Below are 21,979 nucleotides of genomic sequence, written 5' to 3'. Positions count from 1 at the left end.
CCCCGCGACCGCCTGTGGATCAAAGCAGGCTACGTCACCCGGGGCCCGGTCACGCCGTCCTATGCTGACCGGGTGACCCCTGTTCCCGCCCTCGAACTGGCCGGGGTCACTGTCACTCTCGGCGGACGACGGGTGCTCGATGGGCTGACCTGGTCGGCCGCAGCCGGTGAGATCACCGCCCTGCTCGGGCCCAACGGCGCCGGCAAGACCACCACCATCAGGTGCATCACCGGCCTGCTCACCCCGGACGCCGGGACCATCCGGGTGCTCGACGGAGCTCCTGGCGGCACGGACGATCGGGTCGGGCTGATGCCGCAGTCGGTGGGCGCCTGGTCGGCGGTCCGGCCCGGTGAGCTGTTGCGCTACCTGGCCGGGCTCTACCCCCGCCCGGTGCCCATCGACGACCTCGTCGAGGCGCTCGAACTCGGACCGCTGCTGAACCGGCCCTACCGGCGGCTGTCGGGCGGCGAGCAGCAGGCGGTCAACCTGGCCGGCGCCCTGATCGGACGCCCCGAGCTGGTCCTGCTCGACGAGCCCACGGCCGGCATGGACCCGCGCGCCCGGCGTCGCACCTGGGGCGTGATCGACACCCTGCGCGCCGACGGGGTCTCGGTGCTGCTCACCACCCACGACATGGCCGAGGCGGCCCGGCTCGCCGACCGGGTCTGGATCATGGACGCGGGCAGGGTCACCGTCTCGGGCACTGTCGCCGAACTGACCGCCGAGGCGTCGCTGGAGGACGTCTTCCTCCGGCACACCGGTGGTGCCGGATGACCGCCCGCAGGGTCGTGGCGCACGCCGGCATGGAGCTGCGGATGCTGCTGCGCAACGGTGAACAGCTGCTGCTGGCCTTCGCGATCCCGCTGGGCCTGCTGGTCGGCGGAATGCTGTGGGGCGGCGGCTGGGGTCTCGATCTGGTGCGCTTCCCCGCCTCGGTGATCGCCGTGGCGACCTGGTCGACCGCGTTCACCGCGCTGGCCGTCGCCACCGGGTTCGAGCGCCGCTACGGCGTCCTGGAACGGCTGGTGGCGACGCCGTTGACACGGGCCGACCTGATCGCCGGCAAGGCGGTCGCCGCGACAGCGCTGGTCGCGGTCCAGACCCTGCTGCTGACGGTGGTGGCCCTCGCCCTGGGCTGGCGTCCGGTCTGGACGCCGCTGGGTGCGCTGTCGGCCCTGGTCGCGGTGCTACTGGGCATCGTCGCGTTCGCCGGCCTCGGCCTGCTGCTGGCCGGCACCCTGAAGGCCGAGGTGACGCTCGCGTTGGCCAACCTGATCTATCTGGCCGGGCTGGCGGTGGGTGGCCTGCTCGTCGACCAGCCGGCCTGGCTGCCCACCGCGGCGCTGGGGACGGTCCTGCGCGCCGCAGCCACCGGCGGGGTCGTCCCGGCGGCGCTGCTGGTCCTGCTCGGCTGGGCGGCCGCCCTGGCCCTCATCGCACGAAAGGCGTTCCGATGGACTTCCTGATCAGCCCGCGCACTCTGCCCCGCTGGGCGGTGGCCAACCTGGTCGGCAACATGGCCATCGTCTGGACCGGCGCACTGGTGCGGCTCACCGGCTCGGGCCTGGGCTGCTCGACCTGGCCGCAATGCGAGGCCGGTTCGTACACGCCGCACGCCGAGGCGCCATGGCACGCCTATGTCGAGTTCGGCAACCGGCTGCTCACCTTCGTGTTGATCGCGATCGCGCTGGGCACCTTCCTGGCCGCCGGACGCGCGGTGCGGGCCCAGCAGGCCCGCCCGCTGGTACGCACCCTCGCCTTCGCGGTCGGGCTCGGCATCATCGCCCAAGCGGTGATCGGCGGAATCTCGGTACTGGTCCAGCTCAACCCGTGGGTGGTGGGGCTGCACATGGTCGTCTCCGTCGGCCTGATCGTGATCTGCACCCGGATCGTCCACGAGGTTTTCGCGCTGCCGGCGCGTTCGCTGGGCCGGACGCCGTGGCTGCTCACCCAGGGCGTCTTCTGGGGATCGATGCTGATGATGTACCTGGGCACCGTCACCAGCGGAGCCGGTCCGCATTCGGGCGACGGGGCCGCCACCCGCAACGGCTTCGCCGTCACCGACGTGGCGCGGCTGCACTCGCTGACGATGTGGGTCACCCTCGCCCTGGGCGTGCTGCTGCTGATCGTCGGCCGTAGCGACGCGCGGCTGCGCCGGTCGGTGCTGGGAGTACTGGCGGCGGCGGCACTGCAGGGCGCCATCGGCTACGCCCAGTATCTGACCGGCCTGCCGCTGGGGCTGGTGTTGGCGCACATGGTCGGCACCACGCTGTACACCGTCGCTGTGGCGCACCTGTGGTTCGGGGTGCGCGGCCGGGTTCAGAACAGCAGCGGGTCGATGGCGGCGGCCATGAACACCACCGCCAGGTAGGAGTTCGACAGGTGGAACAGCCGCATCGGCTTCAGCGCCGCCTCGACGAGCCCGGCCCTGGCCCGGCGCAGCAGCTGGACCGATTCGACGATCATCACCGCACCGGCGAGCAGGGCCACCGCCGGATAGAACCAGCCGGTGTGAGCCACCGGCCACAGCAGCAGGCTGACCGCAACGGTCACCACCGTGTAGACGACGATCCGCCACGCCACGGCGGGCGGCGCCATCACGACCGGTAGCATCGGCACGTGGGCCTGCTTGTAGTCCTCCTTGTAGCGGAAGGCGAGCGCCCAGGTGTGCGGCGGCGTCCAGAAGAACACGATCGCGAACAGCACCAGCGGCGGCCAGGCGACGCTCCCGGTCACCGCGGTCCAGCCGATCAACGGGGGGAAGCACCCGGCGATGCCGCCCCAGACGATGTTCTGCGACGTCCGGCGCTTCAGTCCCATGGTGTAGACGAAGACGTAGTAGGCGTTCGCGACCATCGCCAGGGACGCCGACAGCCAGTTGGCGCCCAGGCCGAGAATCAGCGCGGCGAGCACGCCCAGCACGGCGCCGAATGCGTACGCCTTGGGCGTGGAGACGCTGTTGCGGGCCATCGGACGCCGCCGGGTGCGCCGCATGTGCGAGTCGATGTCGGCGTCCAGCACCGAGTTGAAGACGTTTGCCGAGCCCGCCGCCAGGGTGCCGCCGACCAGCGTCCAGACCACCAGCTGCCATTCCGGTACGCCGCCGGCCGCGAGGAACATGGCGGGCACGGTGGTCACCAGCAACAGTTCGATGATTCGCGGCTTGGTGAGCGCGATATAGGCCCGGACAACGCCCGATGTCGCGACGTCAACCGTCGGCGCCGATGAGTGCATCCGCGTCGTCTCCCTCCAGCCCGGATCGCGAGCAGTCTAGCCCGAACCTCGCTGGACACACAGCCACCCGACTAGAGTGGCGAAGGGCCGCAGCTCGGCCCGTCCCACCGTCACCACAAGGGAGTGCATCGAGAATGAACGATCGTCTGAAGGCTCTGGCGGATGCTGGTGTGAGTATCTGGCTCGACGACCTGTCGCGCGGCCGGATCACCAGCGGCAACCTGGCTTCGAAGATCGAGGACGACTCGGTCAGCGGGGTGACGACCAATCCGACCATCTTCGCCGCAGCGCTGCGCAACGGCGCCGACTACGCCGAGCAGATCAAGGGCCTGGGCGCCGACGTCGACGTGGACACCGCCATCAAGCAGCTCACCAGCACCGACGTCAGCAACGCCTGCGACCTGTTCGCCGCCCTCTACCAGTCCTCCGGCGGCTACGACGGCCGGGTCTCGATCGAGGTCGCGCCGACCCTGGCCAACGAGACCCAGGCCACCATCGACCAGGCCGCCGAGCTGCACGCCCTGGTCGGCCGCGAGAACGTGCTGATCAAGATTCCCGCCACCAAGCCCGGCCTGCCCGCCATCCAGCAGACCATCGCCAACGGCATCTCGGTCAACGTCACGGTGATCTTCTCCGAGGACCGCTACCGCGCCGTCATGGACGCCTACCTGTCCGGTCTGGAAGCGGCCGACGCCGCCGGCAAGGACCTCTCCACGATCCACTCGGTGGCGTCGTTCTTCGTCTCGCGCGTCGACGCCGAGATCGACAAGCGGCTCGAGCAGGCCGGCCGGCCGGACCTGAAGTCGAAGGCCGCGATCGCCAACGCGCTGGTCGCCTACGGCGCCTACGAGGAGGTGTTCGGCTCGGATCGCTTCAAGGCGCTGGCCGCCAAGGGCGCCAACGCGCAGCGGCCGCTGTGGGCGTCCACCGGCACCAAGGACCCGAACCTGCCCGACACCCTCTACGTGACCAACCTGGTTGCCGACGGCGTGGTCAACACCATGCCCGAGAAGACGATGGACGCGTTCGGCGACCACGGCGAGGTCGGACCCTCCATCGTCGGCAAGGCCGACGAGGGCCGCGCGGTGCTCGACGAGGTGGCCGCGGCCGGAGTCGACCTGGCCGACGTGTTCGAGGTCCTGGAGAGCGAAGGCGTGGAGAAATTCATCGTCTCCTGGCACGAACTCGTCGCATCGGTCGAGCAGGCCATCGCCTCGGCGCGCTGATCGCAAGACGATTGCCACCGCTCGCCGATCCGCGAAACGATGAACCGGTGAGCACGTCCAGCGAGACCGCCAATCCCCTCCGCGATCCGCACGATCGCCGGCTGCCCCGGATCGCCGGGCCCTGTGCCCTGGTCCTGTTCGGGGTGACCGGCGACTTGGCGCGCAAGAAGCTGATGCCGGCCGTCTACGACCTGGCCAATCGCGGGCTGCTGCCCCCAGGTTTCGGACTGATCGGCTTCGCCCGCCGCGACTGGGAGGACCAGGACTTCGCCAAGGTGGTGCACGACTCGGTGAAGGAGCGGGCCAGGACGCCGTTCCGCGAGGAGGTCTGGAAGCAGCTGCTGGAAGGAATCCGCTTCGTCCAGGGCACCTTCGACAGCGACGAGTCGTTCGAGACGCTGAAGGAGACCCTCGCCGAGCTGGACCGGACGCAGGGCACGGGCGGCAATCACGCCTTCTACCTGTCGATTCCGCCCAAGGCGTTCGACCAGGTGGTCTCGATGCTGAAGAAGCACGGCCTGGCCAAGCGCGACACCAGGGGCACCTGGAGCCGGGTGGTAATCGAGAAGCCGTTCGGTCACGATCTGGCCAGCGCCGAGGAGCTCGAGCGCAGGGTGTCGTCGGTGTTCCACTCCCAGTCGGTGTTTCGGATCGACCACTACCTCGGCAAGGAGACGGTGCAGAACCTGCTGGCGCTGCGCTTCGCCAACGAACTGTTCGAACCGATCTGGAACCGCAGCTACATCGACCACGTACAGATCACCATGGCCGAGGACATCGGCATCGGCGGCCGGGCCGGCTACTACGACGGGGTCGGTGCCGCCCGCGACGTCATCCAGAACCACCTGCTGCAGCTGATGGCGCTGACCGCGATGGAGGAGCCGACCTCGTTCGACGCCGAACAGCTGCGCACCGAGAAGAAGAAGGTGCTGGCCGCGGCGCGGCCGCCGCGCGACCTGGCCGCCCACACGGCCCGGGGCCAGTACCTGGGCGGCTGGGCGGGCGGCAAGAAGGTGTGCGGGTACCTCGAAGAGGAGGGCATCGACCCGAAGTCGCAGACCGAGACCTACGCCGCGATCCGGGTCGACATCGACAACCGGCGCTGGGCCGGCGTCCCGTTCTACCTGCGCTCGGCCAAGCGGATGCCCCGCCGGGTGACCGAGATCGCGCTCAACCTGCGCAGGGCCCCGCACCTGCCGTTCAGCATGACCGACACCGAGGCGTTGGGCAGCAACGCCCTGGTGCTGCGCATCCAGCCCGACGAGGGCATCACGCTGCGCTTCGGCGCGAAGGTGCCGGCCACGTTGATGGAGATCCGCGACGTCACGATGGACTTCGCCTACGGCACTTCGTTCGCCGAATCCAGCCCCGAGGCCTACGAACGACTCATCCTCGACGTGTTCCTCGGCGACCCCCCGCTGTTCCCCCAGCACGAGGAGGTGGAGCTGTCGTGGAAGCTGCTCGACCCGATCCTGGACTTCTGGGCAGATCTGGACACCCAGCCGCAGGGCTACCCGTCGGGCTCGTGGGGGCCGTCGAGTGCCAACGCCATGCTGGCCCGCGACGGCTTCGTCTGGCGTCGACCCTAGGAGGTTGCGATGATCATCACCGTTCCCGATACCAACGCCACCGGCATCCACATGGCCCTGGTGAAGGCCCGGCACAGCATCGGTGTCGCGTCGTCGATGGTGTTCACCATGATCGTGGTGGCGGAACTGCGCGGCTACGAGCAGGCACTGGAGGCCTGCCAGGACGCCGGGCGCGAGCATCCGTCGAGGATCATCCTGGTCACCGACGGTCAGGCGAAGGCCGACCGGGTGGACGCCGAGATCCGGCTCGGCGAGGAGGTGCCCGGAGAGATCATCTCGCTGCGCTTCCACGGCGAGCTCACCCAGCACCGCGCCTCGGTGGTGCTGCCGCTGCTGCTGCCCGACTCGCCGGTGGTCGCCTGGTGGCCCGGCGAGGCGCCGGACAAGCCGGGCGAGGATCCGCTGGGCACGTTGGCCATCCGCCGGATTACCGACTCGATGGGCTCGCGCGACCCGATCGCGGCCATCGAGTGCCGGGCGCGCAACTACTCCCCCGGCGACACCGACCTGACCTGGACGCGGCTCACCCCGTGGCGGGCGCTGCTGGCCGGTTCGCTCGACTCCTACCCGGCCCGGGTCTCGTCCGCCGCCGTGGAGGCGGCGCCGGACAACGCGGGCAGCATGCTGCTGGCGGCCTGGCTGGAGGACCGGCTCACCGTGCCGGTGACCCGCACCGACGGCACCGGCATCGGGATGAACTCGGTCACCCTGACCACGTCCGCCGGCGACATCTCCATCTCCCGCCAGGACGGGAGAACGGCCACCTTCTCGGCCCCCGGGCTGAGCGGACGCCGGGTCGCACTGCGCCGCCGCGAGGTGAACGCGCTGATCACCGAGGAGTTGCGCCGGCTCGACGCCGACGACATCTTCGCCTCGGCGATGGCCCGGCTGGCCCAACGGTGCGAGCGGCAGGACGCCGCGGAGGCGGCGGGCCGGTGAACGACCAGGTGCTGCGGTTCACCCGGCCAGTGACCCTGGCGGAGACGGCGGCGGGCATGCTGGTCAGCACCATCGCGGGCTGGCAGAAGGATCCCGACCGCATCGTCCAGTTGGGCCTGACCGGCGGGCGGATCGCGCAGCACCTCTACGACAGCTTCGGCAGTCGCATCGAGGGCTCCGAACTGGACCCGGGACGCCTTGAGCTGTGGTGGACCGACGAACGGTTCGTGCCGACCGACGACCCGGCCCGGCACGCCGGCCCGACCCTGGCGCAGCTGGCGGGCCGGTTCGCGCTCGACCCGGCGCGCACGCACCCGATGCCGGCCGCGGACGGTGTGGCGGACGCCGACGCGGCCGCCGCCACCTACGCCAAGGAACTCGACGACGTCCGTTTCGACATCTGTCTGCTCAGCATCGGGCCGGAGGGCCATGTCGCGGGTATCTTTCCCGGCCACCCCTCGTTCGAGGCGACCACCCAGTCGGTCATCGGGCTGACCGGCTCACCCAAGGGCGAGGACGACCGGATCTCGCTCACCGTGCCCGCGCTCGGGCGCTCGCGCGAGGTGTGGTTCCTGGCCAACGGGCCCGACAAGGCGCACGCGACGGCACAGGCGCTGGCCGGTGACCCCGGCATCCCCGCCGGCGTCGTCCGCGGCGAACAGGACACCCGGTGGTTCATCGACCGTGAGGCGGCCTCGGAACTGCCCTGGTACAACTGTTCGCTCTAGCCGGCAGCCGACCGGCAGGTCCAGCGGACCGGACGCGCTAGGCGCGCGCCCGGCCCAGCGTCAGTAGATGACCTCGCCGGCCGCGCGACGGGCCCGCAGGCCTTCGAGAGCCTCGGTGAGGATGGCGGCCGCCTCGGCGTCGCTGCGGCGCTCCTTCACGTAGGCCAGGTGCGTCTTGTAGGGCTGGATCTTGGGCGGAGGAGGGGGGTTCTCCGAATCCAGGTTCGCCGGAAGGCCGCACCGTGGGCAGTCCCAGGTTTCCGGGACCACCGCATCGGCGGCGAAGGCGGGACGGGTCTCATGCCGGTTCGCACAGAAGTACGAGACGTAGAGCCGGGGAGCGGCATCGCCGCGCTCGGCCTCGCCCATGGGTCCGGCGCCGACCCGGCTACCCCGGATCGCGCTACCACCAACCACGTGTTTTTCTCCTTGTCAGGTCGCCCGTGAGGGCTGGGGGAAGGTCAGAAGGTGCCGTAGTCCGGGAAGAACCGGTACAGCACCAGCAAGCCGAAGATGGCGGCGAGCCAGACCAGGCCGACGATCACGGTCAGCCGGTCCAGGGTGCGCTCAGCCGCCGAGGATCCACCCATGGAGGTCGACATGCCCCCACCGAACAGATCCGACATGCCGCCGCCGCGGCCCTTGTGCAACAGCACGAACAGGGCCAGCACGACGCTGGTCAGGATCAGCACGATCGACAAGGTCAGAATCGGCCAGGTCAACATGGGCACAACAATCACAGGGTGAATCCTAACGCACCTGCACCACCGCTCCGGACGTCGCCGGAGCCGCGCTCAGGCCTGCTGGTAGAAGGTGACGATCTTGGCGAACTCGCCGGCGTCCAGGCTGGCACCGCCGACCAGGCCGCCGTCCACATCGGGCTGGGCCATCAACTCGACGATGTTGGACGCCTTGGCCGACCCGCCGTACTGGATGCGCACCGCGTCGGCGGCCTGCTGACCGAGCAACTCGGCCACCCGGGAGCGGATCGCCCCGCAGACCTCCTGGGCGTCGTCGGGGGTCGCCACCTCGCCGGTGCCGATCGCCCAGACCGGCTCGTAGGCGATGACCAGCGAGGCCACCTGTTCAGCGCTCAGACCGGCCAGCACCTTGTCGACCTGGGCGAGCACGAACGGCACCTGCTCGCCGGCCTTGCGGACGTCGAGCTTCTCGCCGACGCAGATGATCGGAGTCAGGCCGGCCGCGAGCACGACCTTGGCCTTCTCGTTGACCAGCTCATCGGTCTCGCCGTGGTAGTCACGGCGTTCGGAGTGACCCACGACCACGTAGCTGCAGTTCAGCTTGGCCAGCATCGCGGCCGAGATCTCGCCGGTGTAGGCGCCCTTGTCGTGCACCGAGACGTCCTGTGCGCCGAAGGCCAGCGGCAGCTTGTCGCCCTCGATCAGCGTCTGCACGGTGCGCAGGTCGGTGAACGGCACGATCACCGCCGCCTCGGACCTGGTCGGGTCGTACTTGAGGTCGTCGAGGGTCCAGGCGAGTTTCTGGACGAGCCCGGTCGCCTCGACGTGGTCGAGGTTCATCTTCCAGTTGCCCGCCATCAGGGGGGTGCGTGCCATCTCAGTTGCCTTCCTCGAGCACCGCGATGCCCGGCAGTTCCTTGCCCTCCAGGTATTCCAGCGAGGCGCCGCCGCCGGTGGAGATGTGACCGAACTCGTCGTCGGCGTGGCCGAGCTCACGCACGGCGGCCGCCGAGTCGCCGCCGCCGACCACGCTCAGGCCGTCGACCTCGGTCAGCGCCTGGGCGACCGCCGCGGTGCCGTGGGCCAACGCGTCGATCTCGAACACGCCCATCGGGCCGTTCCAGACCACCGTCTTCGCGGCCTTGATCGCCTCGGCGAAGAGCTTCTCGGTCTGCGGGCCGATGTCGAGGCCCATCTTGTCGCCCGGGATCGCCTCGGCCGCGACCACCTCGACGTCACCTTCGACGGTGCGCGCCGCGAAATCCATGCCGGAGGCGATCCGGACATCGATCGGCAGCAGGATCTGCTTGCCCGCGGACTCGGCGGTGCTCAGGTACTTGGTGCAGGCATCGATGCTGGCCTCGTCGAGCAGCGACTTGCCGACCTGGTAGCCCTTGGCCGCCAGGAACGTGTACGCCATGCCGCCACCCACCACGAGGGTGTCGGCGATCTTCAGCAGGTTGTCGATGACGGCCAGCTTGTCGGCGACCTTCGCCCCGCCCAGCACCACGACGAACGGGCGCTCCGGGTCGGAGAGCACCTTGGAGAAGACGTCGACCTCCTTCTTCACCAAGGCGCCCGCGGCGTGCGGCAGCAGCTTCGCCACGTCGTAGACGGACGCCTGCTTGCGGTGCACCACCCCGAAGCCGTCCGAGACGAAGACGTCGGCCAGTTCCGCCCACTTCTCCGCCAGCGCCTCGCGCTCGGCGTCGTCCTTGGACGTCTCACCGGGCTCGAACCGGACGTTCTCGAGCAGGCAGATCTCGCCGTCGGCCAGACCGGCGACGGTCTCCTGCGCGCCCGGCCCGGCGGTGTCGGAGGCCAGCTTGACGTCGGCCCCGATCAACTCGCCGAGCCGTTTGGCCGCGGGTGCCACCGAGTACTTGGGGTCGGGGGCCCCCTTGGGCCGGCCGAGGTGAGCCAGCACGATGACCTTCGCGCCGGCGTCCTTCAGTTGGGTCAGGGTCGGCAGTGCCGCCCGGATCCGTCCGTCGTCGGTGATCGTCTCGCCGTCGAGCGGGACGTTGAAATCGCAGCGGATGAGCACCCGCTTGCCCTTCAGGTCACCAAGGTCCTGTACTGACTTCACCTTCGGCCTTCCTCGTTTCAGTTATCGGATCGGGTACGGACGCTCAGAGCTTCGAGCCGACCAGCACGGCCAGGTCGACCAGCCGGTTGGAGTAGCCCCACTCGTTGTCGTACCAGGACACGACCTTGACCTGGTTGCCGATCACCTTGGTCAGCGGCGCATCGAAGATGCTGGACAGCGGGTAGGTCTCGATGTCCTTGCTGACGATGGGGTCCTCGCTGTACTCGAGGATGCCCTTGAGCGGGCCCTCGGCCGCCGCCTTCACGATCGCGTTGATCTCTTCGACGCTGGTCTCGCGGGAGGCCTCGAAGGTGAGGTCGGTCACCGAACCGGTCGGCGTCGGAACGCGCAGCGCGTAGCCGTCGAGCTTGCCCTTCAGTTCGGGCAGCACCAGGGCCACGGCCTTGGCCGCACCGGTGGTGGTCGGGACGATGTTCAGGGCGGCGGCGCGGGCGCGACGCAGGTCCTTGTGCGGGGCGTCCTGCAGGTTCTGGTCCTGGGTGTAGGCGTGAATGGTGGTCATCAGGCCCTTGACGATGCCGATGCCGTCGTTCAGCGCCTTGGCCAGCGGGGCCAGGCAGTTGGTGGTGCACGAGGCGTTGGAGATGATGTTGTGCTGCGCCGGGTCGTACAGCTCGTCGTTGACGCCCATCACGATCGTGATGTCCTCGTTCTTAGCGGGAGCCGAGATGAGCACCTTCTTGGCGCCGGCATCGAGGTGCGCCTTCGCCTTGGTGGCGTCGGTGAAGAAGCCGGTCGACTCGACCACGACGTCGGCACCGATCTCGCCCCAGGGCAGGTTGGCCGGATCGCGCTCGGCGTAGGCCAGGATCTTGTGACCGTCGACCGTGATCGACTCGTCGTCGTAGGTCACCTCGCCCGGGAAACGTCCCAGGATCGAGTCGTACTTCAGCAGCTGCGCCAGCGTGTGGTTGTCGGTCAGGTCGTTGACGCCGACGACCTCGATGTCGGCCCCGGACGCCACCAGCGCCCGGAAGAAGTTACGGCCGATCCGGCCGAAGCCGTTGATTCCAACCTTCACCGTCATGTGATGGTTCCCCTTCGTTGAGTGTTGCCCGTGAACAGCCACGAGCAAGGGTGGACGCCCCCCACTCTATAGAGAAAGCACCGCTGTGACTGCCCCTTGTGAACACCCGTATCGGGGACCGGGCAAGCCGCCTGATATCGTGTGGGCTGGGCTTTTTTCAGTCGCGATCTTCCAACATTTCTGGCGACAGATTGGCTTCCGTTCCAGGAATCCCCAACTCCGCGGCACGCTTGTCAGCGGTCGCCAGCAGCCGCCTGATGCGGCCCGCGACCGCGTCCTTGGTCAGCGGCGGCGTGTGCAGCTGACCCAACTCCTCGAGCGACGCCTGCTTGTTCTCGAGCCTCAGCAGGCCGGCCACCCGCAGGTGTTCGGGAATGTCGTCACCGAGGATGTCCAAGGCTCGCTCGACCCGCGCCCCCGCCGCCACCGCGGCCCTTGCCGAGCGGCGCAGGTTGGCGTCGTCGAAGTTGGCCAGCCGGTTCGCCGATGCCCGCACCTCGCGGCGGATCCGCCGCTCTTCCCAGGCCAGCAGGGTCTGGTGAGCGCCGAGCCTGGTCAGCATCTGGGCGATCGCGTCACCGTCCCTGATCACCACCCGGTCGACCCCCCGCACCTCGCGGGCCTTGGCGGCGATCCCGAGCCGGCGGGCCGCGCCGACCAACGCCAGCGCCGCCTCCGACCCGGGGCAGGTGACCTCCATCGCCATCGATCGCCCCGGCTCGGTCAGCGAACCGTGGGCCAGGAAGGCGCCTCGCCAGGCGGCGACCGCGACGTCGAGGGCGCCGCTGACGATGCCGGCGGGCAGCCCGCGCACCGGTCGGCCGCGGCCGTCGACCAGACCGGTCTGCCGGGCCAGCGACTCTCCGTCGCGGATCAGCCGGACGATGTAGCGGGTCCCTCGGCGCAGCCCCGACGAGGTGACCACCACGAACTCGGAGTTGAACCCGAACAGGTCGGCGATCGCCGTCCGCAGCCGCCGAGCGGCCGCTCCGGTGTCGAGTTCGGCCTCGACCACGATCCGGCCGCCCGCCAGGTGTAGTCCGCCGGCGAACCGCAGGGTGGCGGCCACCTCAGCCCGGCGGCAGGCGGGCTTGGTCACCTGCACGGTGGCCAGTTCCGCTTTCACCTGCTGGGTCATCGCCATGGGGGTCATCCTTATCGGTCGGGGGGTCGCCGGGGGTCGGCCTATTGGTTCATCAGTTCGGCGTAGACGGCGGCCAGCCGGTGGGGGTCGTGCCGGGGCGAACCGTCGCGCATCCGTACATTCTCCACCACCAGCCGGGCGCCCAGCGACCGCGCGAACCTCTCCAGGGGCGGATCGTCGACAGCGAAGGACGGATCGACCACCACCACGTCGAGACGCAGTCTCGGACAGTGGTCGGCCAGCACCTCCAGGTGCCGGGAGGCCGGGAAGCCGTGCGTCTCGTCGGCCGGGACGAGGTTCATCGTCAGGATGCGTTGGGCCCGGGTGGTGAGGATCGCCTCGGCCAGCTCGGGGACCAGCAGGTGCGGGATCACCGAGGTGAACCACGACCCCGGGCCCAGGACGACGTGGTCGGCGGCCAGCACGCTCGCCACCGACTCGTGCCGCGCCGGCGGGTCGGGCGGCACCAGCCGGACCGCGCGGACGTCGCCGGACGTCTTCGCCACCGTCGCCTGGCCGCGGAGCACCGACTCCTCGTCGGGGTCGCCCGCGTCGACGCCCACCACGTCGGCCTCGATCACCAACGGCACGGCGGCCATCGGCAGCACCCGGCCCTGGATGCGCAGCAGCTCGCCGACCAGGTCGAGCCCGGCGACCGGGTCGCCCAGGCGCTGCCACAGCCCGGCGATCAGCAGGTTCCCGATCGCGTGGCCGGCCAGCGGACCGGAACCCCCGAACCGTGACTGCAGCACGTCGGCCCACGTGCGCCCCACCTCGTCGTCGCCGCACAGCGCGGCCAGCGCCATCCGCAGGTCGCCGGGCGGAAGGATGTCGAACTCCTGGCGCAGCCGGCCCGAGGAGCCGCCATCGTCGGCGACCGTGACGACCGCGGTGAGCCGCGGCGTGAGGTAGCGCAGCGCTTGCAGGGAGGCGTAGAGGCCGTGGCCACCGCCGAAGGCGACGACCGCCGGCGAGATTCGCCGCGGGCTCACTCTTTGCCCAGGTCTCGATGGAACACCCGGGTGGCCGTGCCCTGGACGCGCAGCCGGCGGGCCAGCTCTTCGGCCATCGCGGTGCTGCGGTGCTTGCCGCCGGTGCAGCCGATTGCCACCGTGGCCAGCCGCTTGCCCTCGCGCACATAGCCGGGGCTGATGATGCCGAGCAGGTCGACGACGTCGTCGAGGAAGGCGCCGGCGCTGGCCTGGCCGAGCACGTAATCGGACACCTGCTCGGACAGCCCCGTGAGCGGCCGCAGGTCGGGCACCCAGTGCGGGTTGGGCAGGAAGCGGACGTCGAACACCATGTCGGCGTCGATCGGCAGACCGTTCTTGAACCCGAACGACATCACGGTGAACAGCAGTTCGGGGTCGGCGTCGGAGCCGAACACGGTGGTCACCCGGTCGGCGAGCTGATGCACGTTCAGGGTGGAGGTGTCGATGACCAGGTCGGCCGAGGCTCGCAGGCTGGCCAGCAGCCGCCGCTCGCGGACCGCCCCGTCGAGCAGCCCGTCCTCGCCCTGCAGCGGCAGCGGCCGCCGGACCGACTCCTGGCGCCGGACGATCGCATCGTCGGCGGCGTCCAGGAACAGGATCTGTGGCACCACGCCGGCCCGGCCCAGCCTGTCGAAGGCTTCGGGGATCTGGTTGAACGCCGAGCGGGTACGCACGTCGAGACTGACCGCGACCCGGCTGAACTCGCGCTCGCGGGCGACATCGACCAACCCGGGCAGCAGCTCGGGCGGCAGGTTGTCGACCACGTACCAGCCGAGATCCTCCAGCGTGTGACAGGCGGTGCGCCGGCCCGCGCCGGACATGCCCGTCACGATGACGAACCGCAAGCCGTGGCTGGGGGTGCTCATGGGGTCATTATGGTGCCCCGTCCAGCACCTCGCCGGTGGTCAGGTTGATCGCCTCGGGTGCCGGCTCGGCGAGCGCCTCGACGATGGCGGCGGCGATGGCGGGCCCGATACCCGGCACCGCCGCGAGCTCGGCGGGGTCGGCGGCGCGGAGCTTGCGCAGCGACCCGAAGTGCTTCAGCAGCGTGCGGCGCCGCACCTCGCCCAGGCCGGGCACGGCGTCCAGCACGGACTCGACCATCGAGGCGCTGCGCCGGCCGCGGTGGTGGGTGATGGCGAAGCGGTGCGCCTCGTCGCGGACCCGCTGCAACAGGTACAGGCCCTCGCTGGTGCGCGGCAGGATGAGCGGGAACTCCTCCCCGGGCTGCCACACCTCCTCGAGGCGTTTGGCCAGGCCGATCACTGCCACGTCGGTGATGCCCAGTACGGCCAGCGCCTGCGCCGCGGCCGCCACCTGCGGCGCCCCGCCGTCGACCACGACCAGCCCGGGGGCGTAGGCGAACTTCCGGGCGGCGCCGGTGGTCGGGTCGACCAGCAGCGGGCCGTCGCTGCCGGTCTCGCCCTGCTCGTCGAGGTAGCGGCGGAACCTGCGGGTGATCACCTCGTGGATGGCGGCGACGTCGTTGGAGCCGTCCTGGCCGCGGATCACGAATCGCCGGTAGTCACTCTTGCGGGCCAGCCCGTCCTCGAAGACCACCATCGAGGCGACGATCTCGGTGCCCTGCAGGTGCGACACGTCGTAGCACTCGATCCGCAGCGGCACGGTCGGCAGGCCCAGGGCCTCCTGGATCTCTTCGAGCGCCTGGTTGCGGGTGGACAGGTCGCTGGCCCGGCGCGTCTTGTGCAGGGCCAGCGCCTCGGCGGCGTTGCGGGCCACCGTCTCCATCAGCGTCCTCTTGTCGCCGCGCCGCGGGGTGCGGATCACCACCCGCGCACCGCGGGACTCGGTGAGCAACTCGGCGATCAGCCCACCGGTGGTGGGCACCTCGGGCACCAGGATCTCCGGCGGCACCTCGTCGCCGTCGACGTCGGCGTACAGCTGCAGCAGGAAGGTCTCGATCAACCCCGACGTCGCGGTGTCGTCGGTGCGGTCGGCCACCCAGGCCCGCTGGCCGCGGATCCGGCCATCACGGACGTGGAAGATCTGCACCGCCACCTCGAGCGGGTCCTCGGCCAGGGCGATCACGTCGGCGTCGGTGCCGTCGCCGAGCACGACGGTGTTGGAGTCGGTGGCCTGGCGCAGGGCGTGCAGCTGGTCGCGCAGCACCGCCGCCTTCTCGAACTCCAGGTTGGTGGACGCCTCGGCCATCTGCCGCTCGAGCCGCTTCAGCAGCGCGTTGGTGCGGCCGGCCAGGAAGTCGCAGACGTCCTGGGCGAGGTCACGATGCTCGTCCGGGCCGATCCGGCCGACGCATGGGGCCGCGCACTTGCCGATGTAGCCCAGCAGGCAGGGCCGTCCGGACGCCGCGGCGTTGCGGAACACGCCGTTGGTGCACGAGCGCATCGGGAATGCCCGCAGCAGCGGATCGAGGGTCTCGCGGATCGCCCAGGCGTGCGCGTAGGGCCCGAAGTAGCGGGTGCCCTTGCGCTTCTTGCCGCGGCCGACGTAGACGCGTGGGAACTCTTCCGACCAGGTCACCGCGACCCACGGGTAGGACTTGTCGTCGCGGTACTTCACGTTGAACCGCGGATCGTGCTGCTTGATCCAGGTGTACTCGAGCTGCAGCGCCTCGAGTTCGTTGCGGACGACGGTCCACTCGACCTTGGCGGCGGTGCGCACCATCGTGCGGGTGCGGAAGTGCAGCACCGCAGGATCGGCGAAGTACGACGTCAGCCGTTGTCTGAGGTTGACGGCCTTGCCGACGTAGATGACCCTGCCCGCGGCGTCGCTGAACCGGTAGACGCCCGGCTGGGTCGGAATGGTGCCGGTGGCCGGGCGATAGCTCTCCGGATCAGCCACCGAACTCCCCCTCTCGCACGCGGCCCAGCGTAGGCACCGTCCCGTCACGCCCCGGCCACGCCGGCCGGGCCGCTGGGGCGGACACGCTCAGCTTGCCTTCCGCCGGCGGCGTGCGGGCGCCGGCACCTCGATCAATGGTTCGGGCGACTCGGCCACCCCGATGTCGTGCCCGCGCAGCACGTCGCGCAGGAAGGCGCCGGTGTGCGACGCGGGCGTCGCGGCCACCTGCTCGGGGGTGCCCTCGGCCACCACCAGGCCACCGCGGGAGCCGCCCTCGGGCCCCATGTCGATCACCCAGTCGGCGGTCTTGATCACGTCGAGGTTGTGCTCGATCACCACCACCGTGTTGCCGGCGTCGACGAGCCTGCCCAGCACCCCCAGCAGCTTGCGGATGTCCTCGAAGTGCAGGCCGGTGGTCGGCTCGTCGAGCACGTACATGGTGCGGCCGGTGGAACGCTTCTGCAGTTCGCTGGCCAGCTTCACCCGCTGCGCCTCGCCGCCGGACAGGGTGGTGGCCGGCTGCCCCAGCCGGACGTAACCCAGCCCCACGTCGACCAGCGTGCGCAGATGTCGGGCGATCGAGGGGATGGCGGCGAAGAACTCGACCGCCTCCTCGATCGGCATGTCGAGCACTTCGGCGATCGTCCGGCCCTTGTAGTGCACCTCGAGGGTCTCGCGGTTGTAGCGGGCCCCATGGCACACCTCACAGGGCACGTACACGTCGGGCAGGAAGTTCATCTCGATCTTGATCGTGCCGTCGCCGGAGCAGTTCTCGCAGCGGCCGCCCTTGACGTTGAAGGAGAACCGGCCCGGCTGGTAGCCGCGCACCTTCGCCTCGGGGGTCTCTGCGAAGAGCCTGCGCACATGGTCGAAGACCCCCGTGTAGGTCGCCGGGTTCGAGCGCGGCGTCCGGCCGATCGGCGACTGGTCGACGTGGATGGCCTTGTCGATGTGCTCGATGCCGGTGATCGCCCGGTGCCGGCCGGGCACGGTGCGGGCGCTGTACAGGTGCTTGGCCAGCGCGGAGTACAGGATGCCGTTGACCAGCGAGGACTTGCCCGAGCCGGAGACACCGGTGACGGCGACGCACTGGCCCAGCGGGAACGACACGGTGATGTCGCGCAGGTTGTTCTCGCGCGCCCCGTGCACCGTGATGGCGCGCCCGGTGGCCGGCCGGCGCTTCGCCGGCAGCGGGATGCTGCGGCGTCCGGACAGGTAGGCGCCGGTCAACGAGTCGGGGTTCGACAGCAACTCGCTGACCGGACCCGAGACCACCACGTGGCCACCGTGTTCGCCGGCGCCGGGACCGATGTCGACGGCCCAGTCGGCGGTGCGGATGGTGTCCTCGTCGTGTTCGACCACGATGAGGGTGTTGCCGAGGTCACGGAGCCGGACCAGGGTGTCGATCAGCCGCCGGTTGTCGCGCTGGTGCAGCCCGATCGACGGCTCGTCGAGCACGTACAGGACCCCGACCAGCCCCGAGCCGATCTGGGTCGCCAGCCGGATGCGTTGCGCCTCGCCGCCCGAGAGGCTGCCGGCCGAGCGGGCGAGGGTGAGGTAGTCGAGGCCCACGTCGAGCAGGAACCGGAGTCGTTCGTTGATCTCCTTCACCACCCGCTCTGCGATCCGCGCCTCGCGCTGGTTGAGCTCCAGGGTGCGCATGAACATGGCCACATCGCCGATGGACATCGACGACACCTGGGCGATGCTGCGGCCGCTGACGGTGACGGCGAGCGACGACGGCTTGAGCCGCGCCCCCTTACAGGTCGGGCACGGCACCTCGCGCATATAGCCGGCGAACCGCTCGCGCGAGTTCTCGGACTCGGCCTCGTTGAACCGCCGTTTGATGTACGGGATCGCGCCCTCGAACTTGGCCCGGAAGGAGTGCTCACGGCCGTGCCGGGAACGGGTGTGTACCTGGATGGTGCCCTTGACGCCGTTCAGCATCAGGGACCTGACGCGCTCGGGCAGGGCGCTCCAGGGTGCGTCCAGGGAGAACTTGTGGGTCTCGGCCAGCGCCTTGAACAGGGTCTGGAAGTAGCCGGCGACGTACACCGACGTCCAGCACGAGATGGCGCCGTCGGCGAGACTCTTGGATTCGTCGGGCACGACCAGCTCGACGTCGACCTCGCTGGTGGTGCCGAGCCCCGAACAGGCCGGGCAGGCTCCCCACGGGCCGTTGAAGGAGAACTGGCGCGGCTCGAGTTCTTCGATCGCGATGTCGTGGTCGTTCGGGCAGGCCAGCTTCTCGGAGTAGCGACGCTCGCGCTCGGGGTCGTCGGCGGGCCGGTCGACGAAGTCGACGGCCACCACCCCCGCGGCCAGGCCCAGCGCCGTCTCGACCGAGTCGGTCAGACGCTGCTTGGCCGACGGCTTGGCCGCCAGCCGGTCGACCACGACGTCGATGTTGTGCTTCTTCTGCTTGTCGAGGGTCGGCGGGTCGGTGAGCTGGTGGATCTCGCCGTCGACCCGGACGCGGCTCAGGCCCTGCGTCGAGAGCTGCCGGAACAGGTCGACGTACTCGCCCTTGCGGCCGCGGACCACCGGTGCCAGCACCTGGAACCTGGTGCCCTCGGGCAGCGCCAATAACCGGTCGACGATCTGCTGCGGGGTCTGCCGGATGATCGGCTCGCCGCAGATCGGGCAGTGCGGACGGCCGGCGCGGGCGTACAGCAGCCGCAGGTAGTCGTAGATCTCGGTGATCGTGCCGACCGTCGAACGCGGGTTGCGGCTGGTCGACTTCTGGTCGATGGACACTGCCGGCGACAACCCCTCGATGAAGTCGACGTCGGGCTTGTCCATCTGGCCCAGGAATTGCCGCGCGTAGGCGGACAGCGACTCGACATAGCGTCGCTGGCCCTCGGCGAAGATGGTGTCGAAGGCGAGCGAGGACTTGCCCGACCCGGACAACCCGGTGAAGACGATCATCGCGTCCCGTGGGAGGTCGAGGTTCACATTGCGCAGGTTGTGCTCGCGCGCACCCCGGACGATCAGCCGTTCATTCACGGCGATCATGCTAGTTGCCGGCTGTGACAGAACCCGCGCCGCAGACGTCCCCACATGTCCGGACAACCCCTTAGGGTGGCAGGCATGGCCGAGCCGACGTTTGCAGCACCGCTGGAGACGCTGCGCAAACGGGTTCACGAGGGCACCCAACGGCTGCTCGGCGAAACGATCGGGATCTCCGACGAAGACTGGCACCGGCCCAGCCTGCTGCCCGGCTGGTCCCGGGCCAACGTGGCCGCCCACCTGGCCGCCAACGCCGACGCGCTGACGCAGTTGGTGACCGCGGCCGCCGACGGCCGCGAGGTGCCGTTGTACGCCGACGACGTGCGTCGTGACGAAGGCGTCGAGCGGGGTTCGGAACTGACCGGGCTCGACCTGCAGATCCTGCTCGACACCTCGGCCGGCCGGCTGGAGCGGGCGTTGGATTCGGTCGGCGACTGGACGGTGCCGCTGGACCTGGCCGGACGCCGGATGACGATGGCCCAGGTGCCGATGGCCCGGCTGGCCGAGCTGGTGGCGCACCTGCTCGACCTGGACTGCGGCTACGAGCTGGACCGGCTCGACCAGTCGTCGGCCCGCTGGTTGTTGCAGTGGGCGCTGACGCGCTACGCCGACGACCCCCGGCTGCCGCCGCTGCGGGTCGAGAGCACCTCCGGGGTCACCGGCCGGGTGGGGCCGGCGGAGGCCGGCGAACGGACGGTGTCCGGCGGCGATGCCGCGCTGTGGGGCTGGCTCATCGGACGCGGTGGCGACGACCGGCTCGAAGGGGCGGACGGATTGGTGCCCGGCCTGCGATCATGACTGCATGCTGATCGGTAACGGACTGCGGCTGGCGAAGACATCGGTCGGCCAGATGGACAACAACGCGTATCTGCTGACCCACGGCGACGACGCCCTGCTCATCGACGCCGCCGCCGAGGCCGACGTCCTGTTGCGGCAGCTCGAACGGCTGCGGCTGGTCGCCGTCGTCACCACCCATCTGCACCACGACCACATCGACGCGCTGGCTGCGGTGGTGGAGGCGACCGGAGCACCCGCCTACGCGGGCCGACCGGACGCCGCCTCGATCACCGAAGCCACCGGCGTCACCTGCCGCGAGGTGTGGGACGGCGACGTGATCGAACTCGGCGGCGTCGGCCTGGGGGTCATCGGCCTGGTCGGCCACACGCCCGGCTCGATCACCCTGGCGCACACCCCCGAGGGCGGGCCGGCGCGGCTGTTCACCGGCGACAGCCTGTTCCCCGGCGGTGTCGGCAGGACCTGGAACGCCGGCGACTTCGACACGCTGCTGCACGACGTGACGACCAAGCTGTTCGAGGTCTACCCCGACGACACGGTGGTGCATCCGGGGCACGGCGCCGACACCACGCTGGGCGCCGAGCGGCCGCACCTGGCCGAGTGGCGCGAGCGGGGCTGGTGAGACTCAGCGCCGCGGCTGGGCGCCTTCGCGTTCCTGGTCGCGCCTGGACTTGATCAGGCTGGCCACCGTGGTGATGACCAGGGTGCCGAGGATGACGGTCAACGACAGCCAGATCGGGATGTCGACGTTGATCCCCCAGGCATCGTCCAGGTGGTACTCGTGTAGGGCGTGCAGGACCAGCTTCACGCCGATGAAGGCAAGAATGAACGAAAGGCCGACCGACAGGTAGACCAGTCGCTGCAGCAGCCCGCCGATCAGGAAGTACAGCTGGCGCAACCCCATCAGCGCGAACACGTTGGCCGTGAACACCAGGAACGGCTCCTGGGTGAGGCCGTAGATGGCCGGGATCGAATCCAACGCGAACAGCAGGTCGGTGCTGCCGAGTGCGATGATCACGAACAGCATGGGAGTGATCAGCCGCTTGCCGTTCTCGACGACGGTCAGCCTCGTGCCGTGGTATTCGTCGGTCGACGGGAAGGTGCGCTTCACCCAGCGCATCGCGAAGTTCTCCGTCTTCTCGTCGTCGTCCTCGGGGCTGAGGTACTCGCGGAACAGGTTCCACGCCGTCCAGATCAGGAACGCGCCGAAGACGAAGAACACCCAGGAGAACCGCTCGATGGCGGCCGCACCGAGCGCGATGAAGATGCCGCGGAAGACCAGCGCCAGCACGATGCCCACCATCAGCGCGAACTGCTGGTACTTCCGGGGCACCCGCAGGTTGCTCATGATGATGACGAAGATGAACAGGTTGTCGATGCTGAGGCTGTACTCCGTCAGCCACCCGGCGAAGAACTCGCCCGCGAACCGCGGACCCGACACCATCCAGACACCGAGGCCGAACGCGATCGCCATCGCGACGTAGATGCTGATCGCGATCGTGCATTCCTTCATCGACGGCTCATGCGGGCGCCGGCCGATGACGACCAGGTCGAAGGCCAGGATGGCGACGGTCACGCCGAGGGTGATCAGCCAGACGGTAGGGGTGACGTGCAACGGAGGGTCTCCTCAGGGCTCAGCGTCGGAGGTCTCCGCCACTGTTG

20 protein-coding genes and 1 pseudogene are annotated in these 21,979 nt (G+C 69.8%); 9 read left to right on the top strand and 12 right to left on the bottom strand.

Annotated features, from left to right (window positions below; genetic code table 11):
* Positions 1-72 precede the first annotated feature (72 nt).
* Genes OIE40_RS04100 through OIE40_RS04090 form a run of 3 tightly spaced genes read left to right on the top strand, consistent with a single transcriptional unit; the run spans position 73 to position 2,371 of the window.
* On the top strand, positions 73-774 hold the full coding sequence (locus tag OIE40_RS04100) for an ABC transporter ATP-binding protein (RefSeq protein ID WP_413774453.1): 702 nt from the start codon (positions 73-75) through the stop codon (positions 772-774).
* On the top strand, positions 771-1,466 hold the full coding sequence (locus tag OIE40_RS04095) for an ABC transporter permease (protein ID WP_264700313.1): 696 nt from the start codon (positions 771-773) through the stop codon (positions 1,464-1,466). The genes OIE40_RS04100 and OIE40_RS04095 overlap by 4 nt, the downstream gene beginning before the upstream one ends.
* Positions 1,454-2,371 (top strand): COX15/CtaA family protein, encoded by a 918-nt coding sequence (locus OIE40_RS04090; protein WP_264700312.1) that lies wholly within the window; start codon positions 1,454-1,456, stop codon positions 2,369-2,371. The genes OIE40_RS04095 and OIE40_RS04090 overlap by 13 nt, the downstream gene beginning before the upstream one ends.
* Here the strand turns inward: OIE40_RS04090 and OIE40_RS04085 are convergent.
* The gene (locus OIE40_RS04085) at positions 2,320-3,234 is read right to left on the bottom strand and encodes a heme o synthase (protein ID WP_413774452.1); all 915 of its coding nucleotides are present in this window, start codon (positions 3,232-3,234) and stop codon (positions 2,320-2,322) included. The two genes, OIE40_RS04090 and OIE40_RS04085, sit on opposite strands and share 52 nt — an antisense overlap.
* Before the next feature lie 134 nt (positions 3,235-3,368).
* Here OIE40_RS04085 and tal point away from each other — a divergent pair, with 134 nt between their 5' ends.
* The 4 genes from tal (at position 3,369) to pgl (ending at position 7,716) form a co-directional block, all read left to right on the top strand.
* Positions 3,369-4,460 (top strand): transaldolase, encoded by a 1,092-nt coding sequence (gene tal / locus OIE40_RS04080; RefSeq protein WP_264700310.1) that lies wholly within the window; start codon positions 3,369-3,371, stop codon positions 4,458-4,460.
* Positions 4,461-4,570: 110 nt separating this feature from the next.
* Entirely contained in the window at positions 4,571-6,049 is a 1,479-nt protein-coding gene (gene zwf / locus OIE40_RS04075) for a glucose-6-phosphate dehydrogenase (RefSeq protein ID WP_264700679.1), read from the top strand.
* Between the two features lie 9 nt (positions 6,050-6,058).
* A complete protein-coding gene (locus OIE40_RS04070; RefSeq protein ID WP_264700309.1) occupies positions 6,059-6,988 on the top strand; it encodes a glucose-6-phosphate dehydrogenase assembly protein OpcA in 930 nt (309 codons plus the stop codon).
* Positions 6,985-7,716 (top strand): 6-phosphogluconolactonase, encoded by a 732-nt coding sequence (pgl, locus tag OIE40_RS04065; protein WP_264700307.1) that lies wholly within the window; start codon positions 6,985-6,987, stop codon positions 7,714-7,716. Before OIE40_RS04070 ends, pgl begins: the two co-directional genes overlap by 4 nt.
* A 60-nt stretch (positions 7,717-7,776) precedes the next feature.
* On the opposite strand, the gene OIE40_RS04060 is transcribed toward pgl, so the two are convergent.
* From OIE40_RS04060 to uvrA, 10 genes and pseudogenes are all read right to left on the bottom strand, one after another.
* On the bottom strand, positions 7,777-8,133 hold the full coding sequence (locus OIE40_RS04060; RefSeq protein WP_264700306.1) for an RNA polymerase-binding protein RbpA: 357 nt from the start codon (positions 8,131-8,133) through the stop codon (positions 7,777-7,779).
* 44 nt (positions 8,134-8,177) lie between these two features.
* Complete coding sequence (gene secG / locus OIE40_RS04055; protein WP_264700304.1) at positions 8,178-8,441, bottom strand: preprotein translocase subunit SecG; 264 nt, start codon at positions 8,439-8,441, stop codon at positions 8,178-8,180.
* 69 nt (positions 8,442-8,510) lie between these two features.
* A complete protein-coding gene (gene tpiA, locus OIE40_RS04050) occupies positions 8,511-9,293 on the bottom strand; it encodes a triose-phosphate isomerase (protein WP_264700302.1) in 783 nt (260 codons plus the stop codon).
* A 1-nt stretch (position 9,294) separates the two neighbouring features.
* Positions 9,295-10,506 (bottom strand): phosphoglycerate kinase, encoded by a 1,212-nt coding sequence (locus OIE40_RS04045; RefSeq protein WP_264700300.1) that lies wholly within the window; start codon positions 10,504-10,506, stop codon positions 9,295-9,297.
* A 43-nt stretch (positions 10,507-10,549) separates the two neighbouring features.
* Positions 10,550-11,554 (bottom strand): type I glyceraldehyde-3-phosphate dehydrogenase, encoded by a 1,005-nt coding sequence (gene gap / locus OIE40_RS04040; protein ID WP_264700298.1) that lies wholly within the window; start codon positions 11,552-11,554, stop codon positions 10,550-10,552.
* Between the two features lie 157 nt (positions 11,555-11,711).
* Positions 11,712-12,698: a DNA-binding protein WhiA gene (gene whiA, locus OIE40_RS04035; protein ID WP_264700296.1), complete on the bottom strand. Its 987-nt coding sequence runs from the start codon at positions 12,696-12,698 to the stop codon at positions 11,712-11,714.
* Positions 12,699-12,739: 41 nt separating this feature from the next.
* Positions 12,740-13,690 (bottom strand): gluconeogenesis factor YvcK family protein, encoded by a 951-nt coding sequence (locus OIE40_RS04030; protein ID WP_264700294.1) that lies wholly within the window; start codon positions 13,688-13,690, stop codon positions 12,740-12,742.
* The gene (rapZ, locus tag OIE40_RS04025) at positions 13,687-14,556 is read right to left on the bottom strand and encodes an RNase adapter RapZ (RefSeq protein WP_264700292.1); all 870 of its coding nucleotides are present in this window, start codon (positions 14,554-14,556) and stop codon (positions 13,687-13,689) included. Before rapZ ends, OIE40_RS04030 begins: the two co-directional genes overlap by 4 nt.
* Before the next feature lie 7 nt (positions 14,557-14,563).
* Positions 14,564-16,513: an excinuclease ABC subunit UvrC gene (uvrC, locus tag OIE40_RS04020; RefSeq protein ID WP_264700290.1), complete on the bottom strand. Its 1,950-nt coding sequence runs from the start codon at positions 16,511-16,513 to the stop codon at positions 14,564-14,566.
* A 117-nt stretch (positions 16,514-16,630) separates the two neighbouring features.
* Positions 16,631-19,528, bottom strand: a pseudogene (gene uvrA, locus OIE40_RS04015) (excinuclease ABC subunit UvrA); the annotation flags it as partial.
* Positions 19,529-19,603: 75 nt separating this feature from the next.
* Here uvrA and OIE40_RS04010 point away from each other — a divergent pair.
* A complete protein-coding gene (locus OIE40_RS04010) occupies positions 19,604-20,320 on the top strand; it encodes a maleylpyruvate isomerase family mycothiol-dependent enzyme (RefSeq protein ID WP_264700286.1) in 717 nt (238 codons plus the stop codon).
* A 4-nt stretch (positions 20,321-20,324) separates the two neighbouring features.
* Positions 20,325-20,939 (top strand): MBL fold metallo-hydrolase, encoded by a 615-nt coding sequence (locus OIE40_RS04005; protein ID WP_264700285.1) that lies wholly within the window; start codon positions 20,325-20,327, stop codon positions 20,937-20,939.
* Positions 20,940-20,942: 3 nt separating this feature from the next.
* Here OIE40_RS04005 and OIE40_RS04000 read toward each other — a convergent pair whose 3' ends face one another.
* Positions 20,943-21,932 carry a TerC family protein gene (locus tag OIE40_RS04000; RefSeq protein ID WP_264700284.1) on the bottom strand — a complete coding sequence of 330 codons (990 nt, stop codon included), beginning with the start codon at positions 21,930-21,932 and terminating at the stop codon, positions 20,943-20,945.
* Positions 21,933-21,979: the final 47 nt, after the last annotated feature.

It is taken from the genome of Micropruina sonneratiae (genome assembly GCF_025972045.1).
Taxonomy (GTDB): domain Bacteria; phylum Actinomycetota; class Actinomycetes; order Propionibacteriales; family Propionibacteriaceae; genus Micropruina; species Micropruina sonneratiae.
The sequence above is the reverse complement of the archived record's forward strand: the minus strand, read 5'-3'. Positions and strand labels throughout refer to the sequence as shown.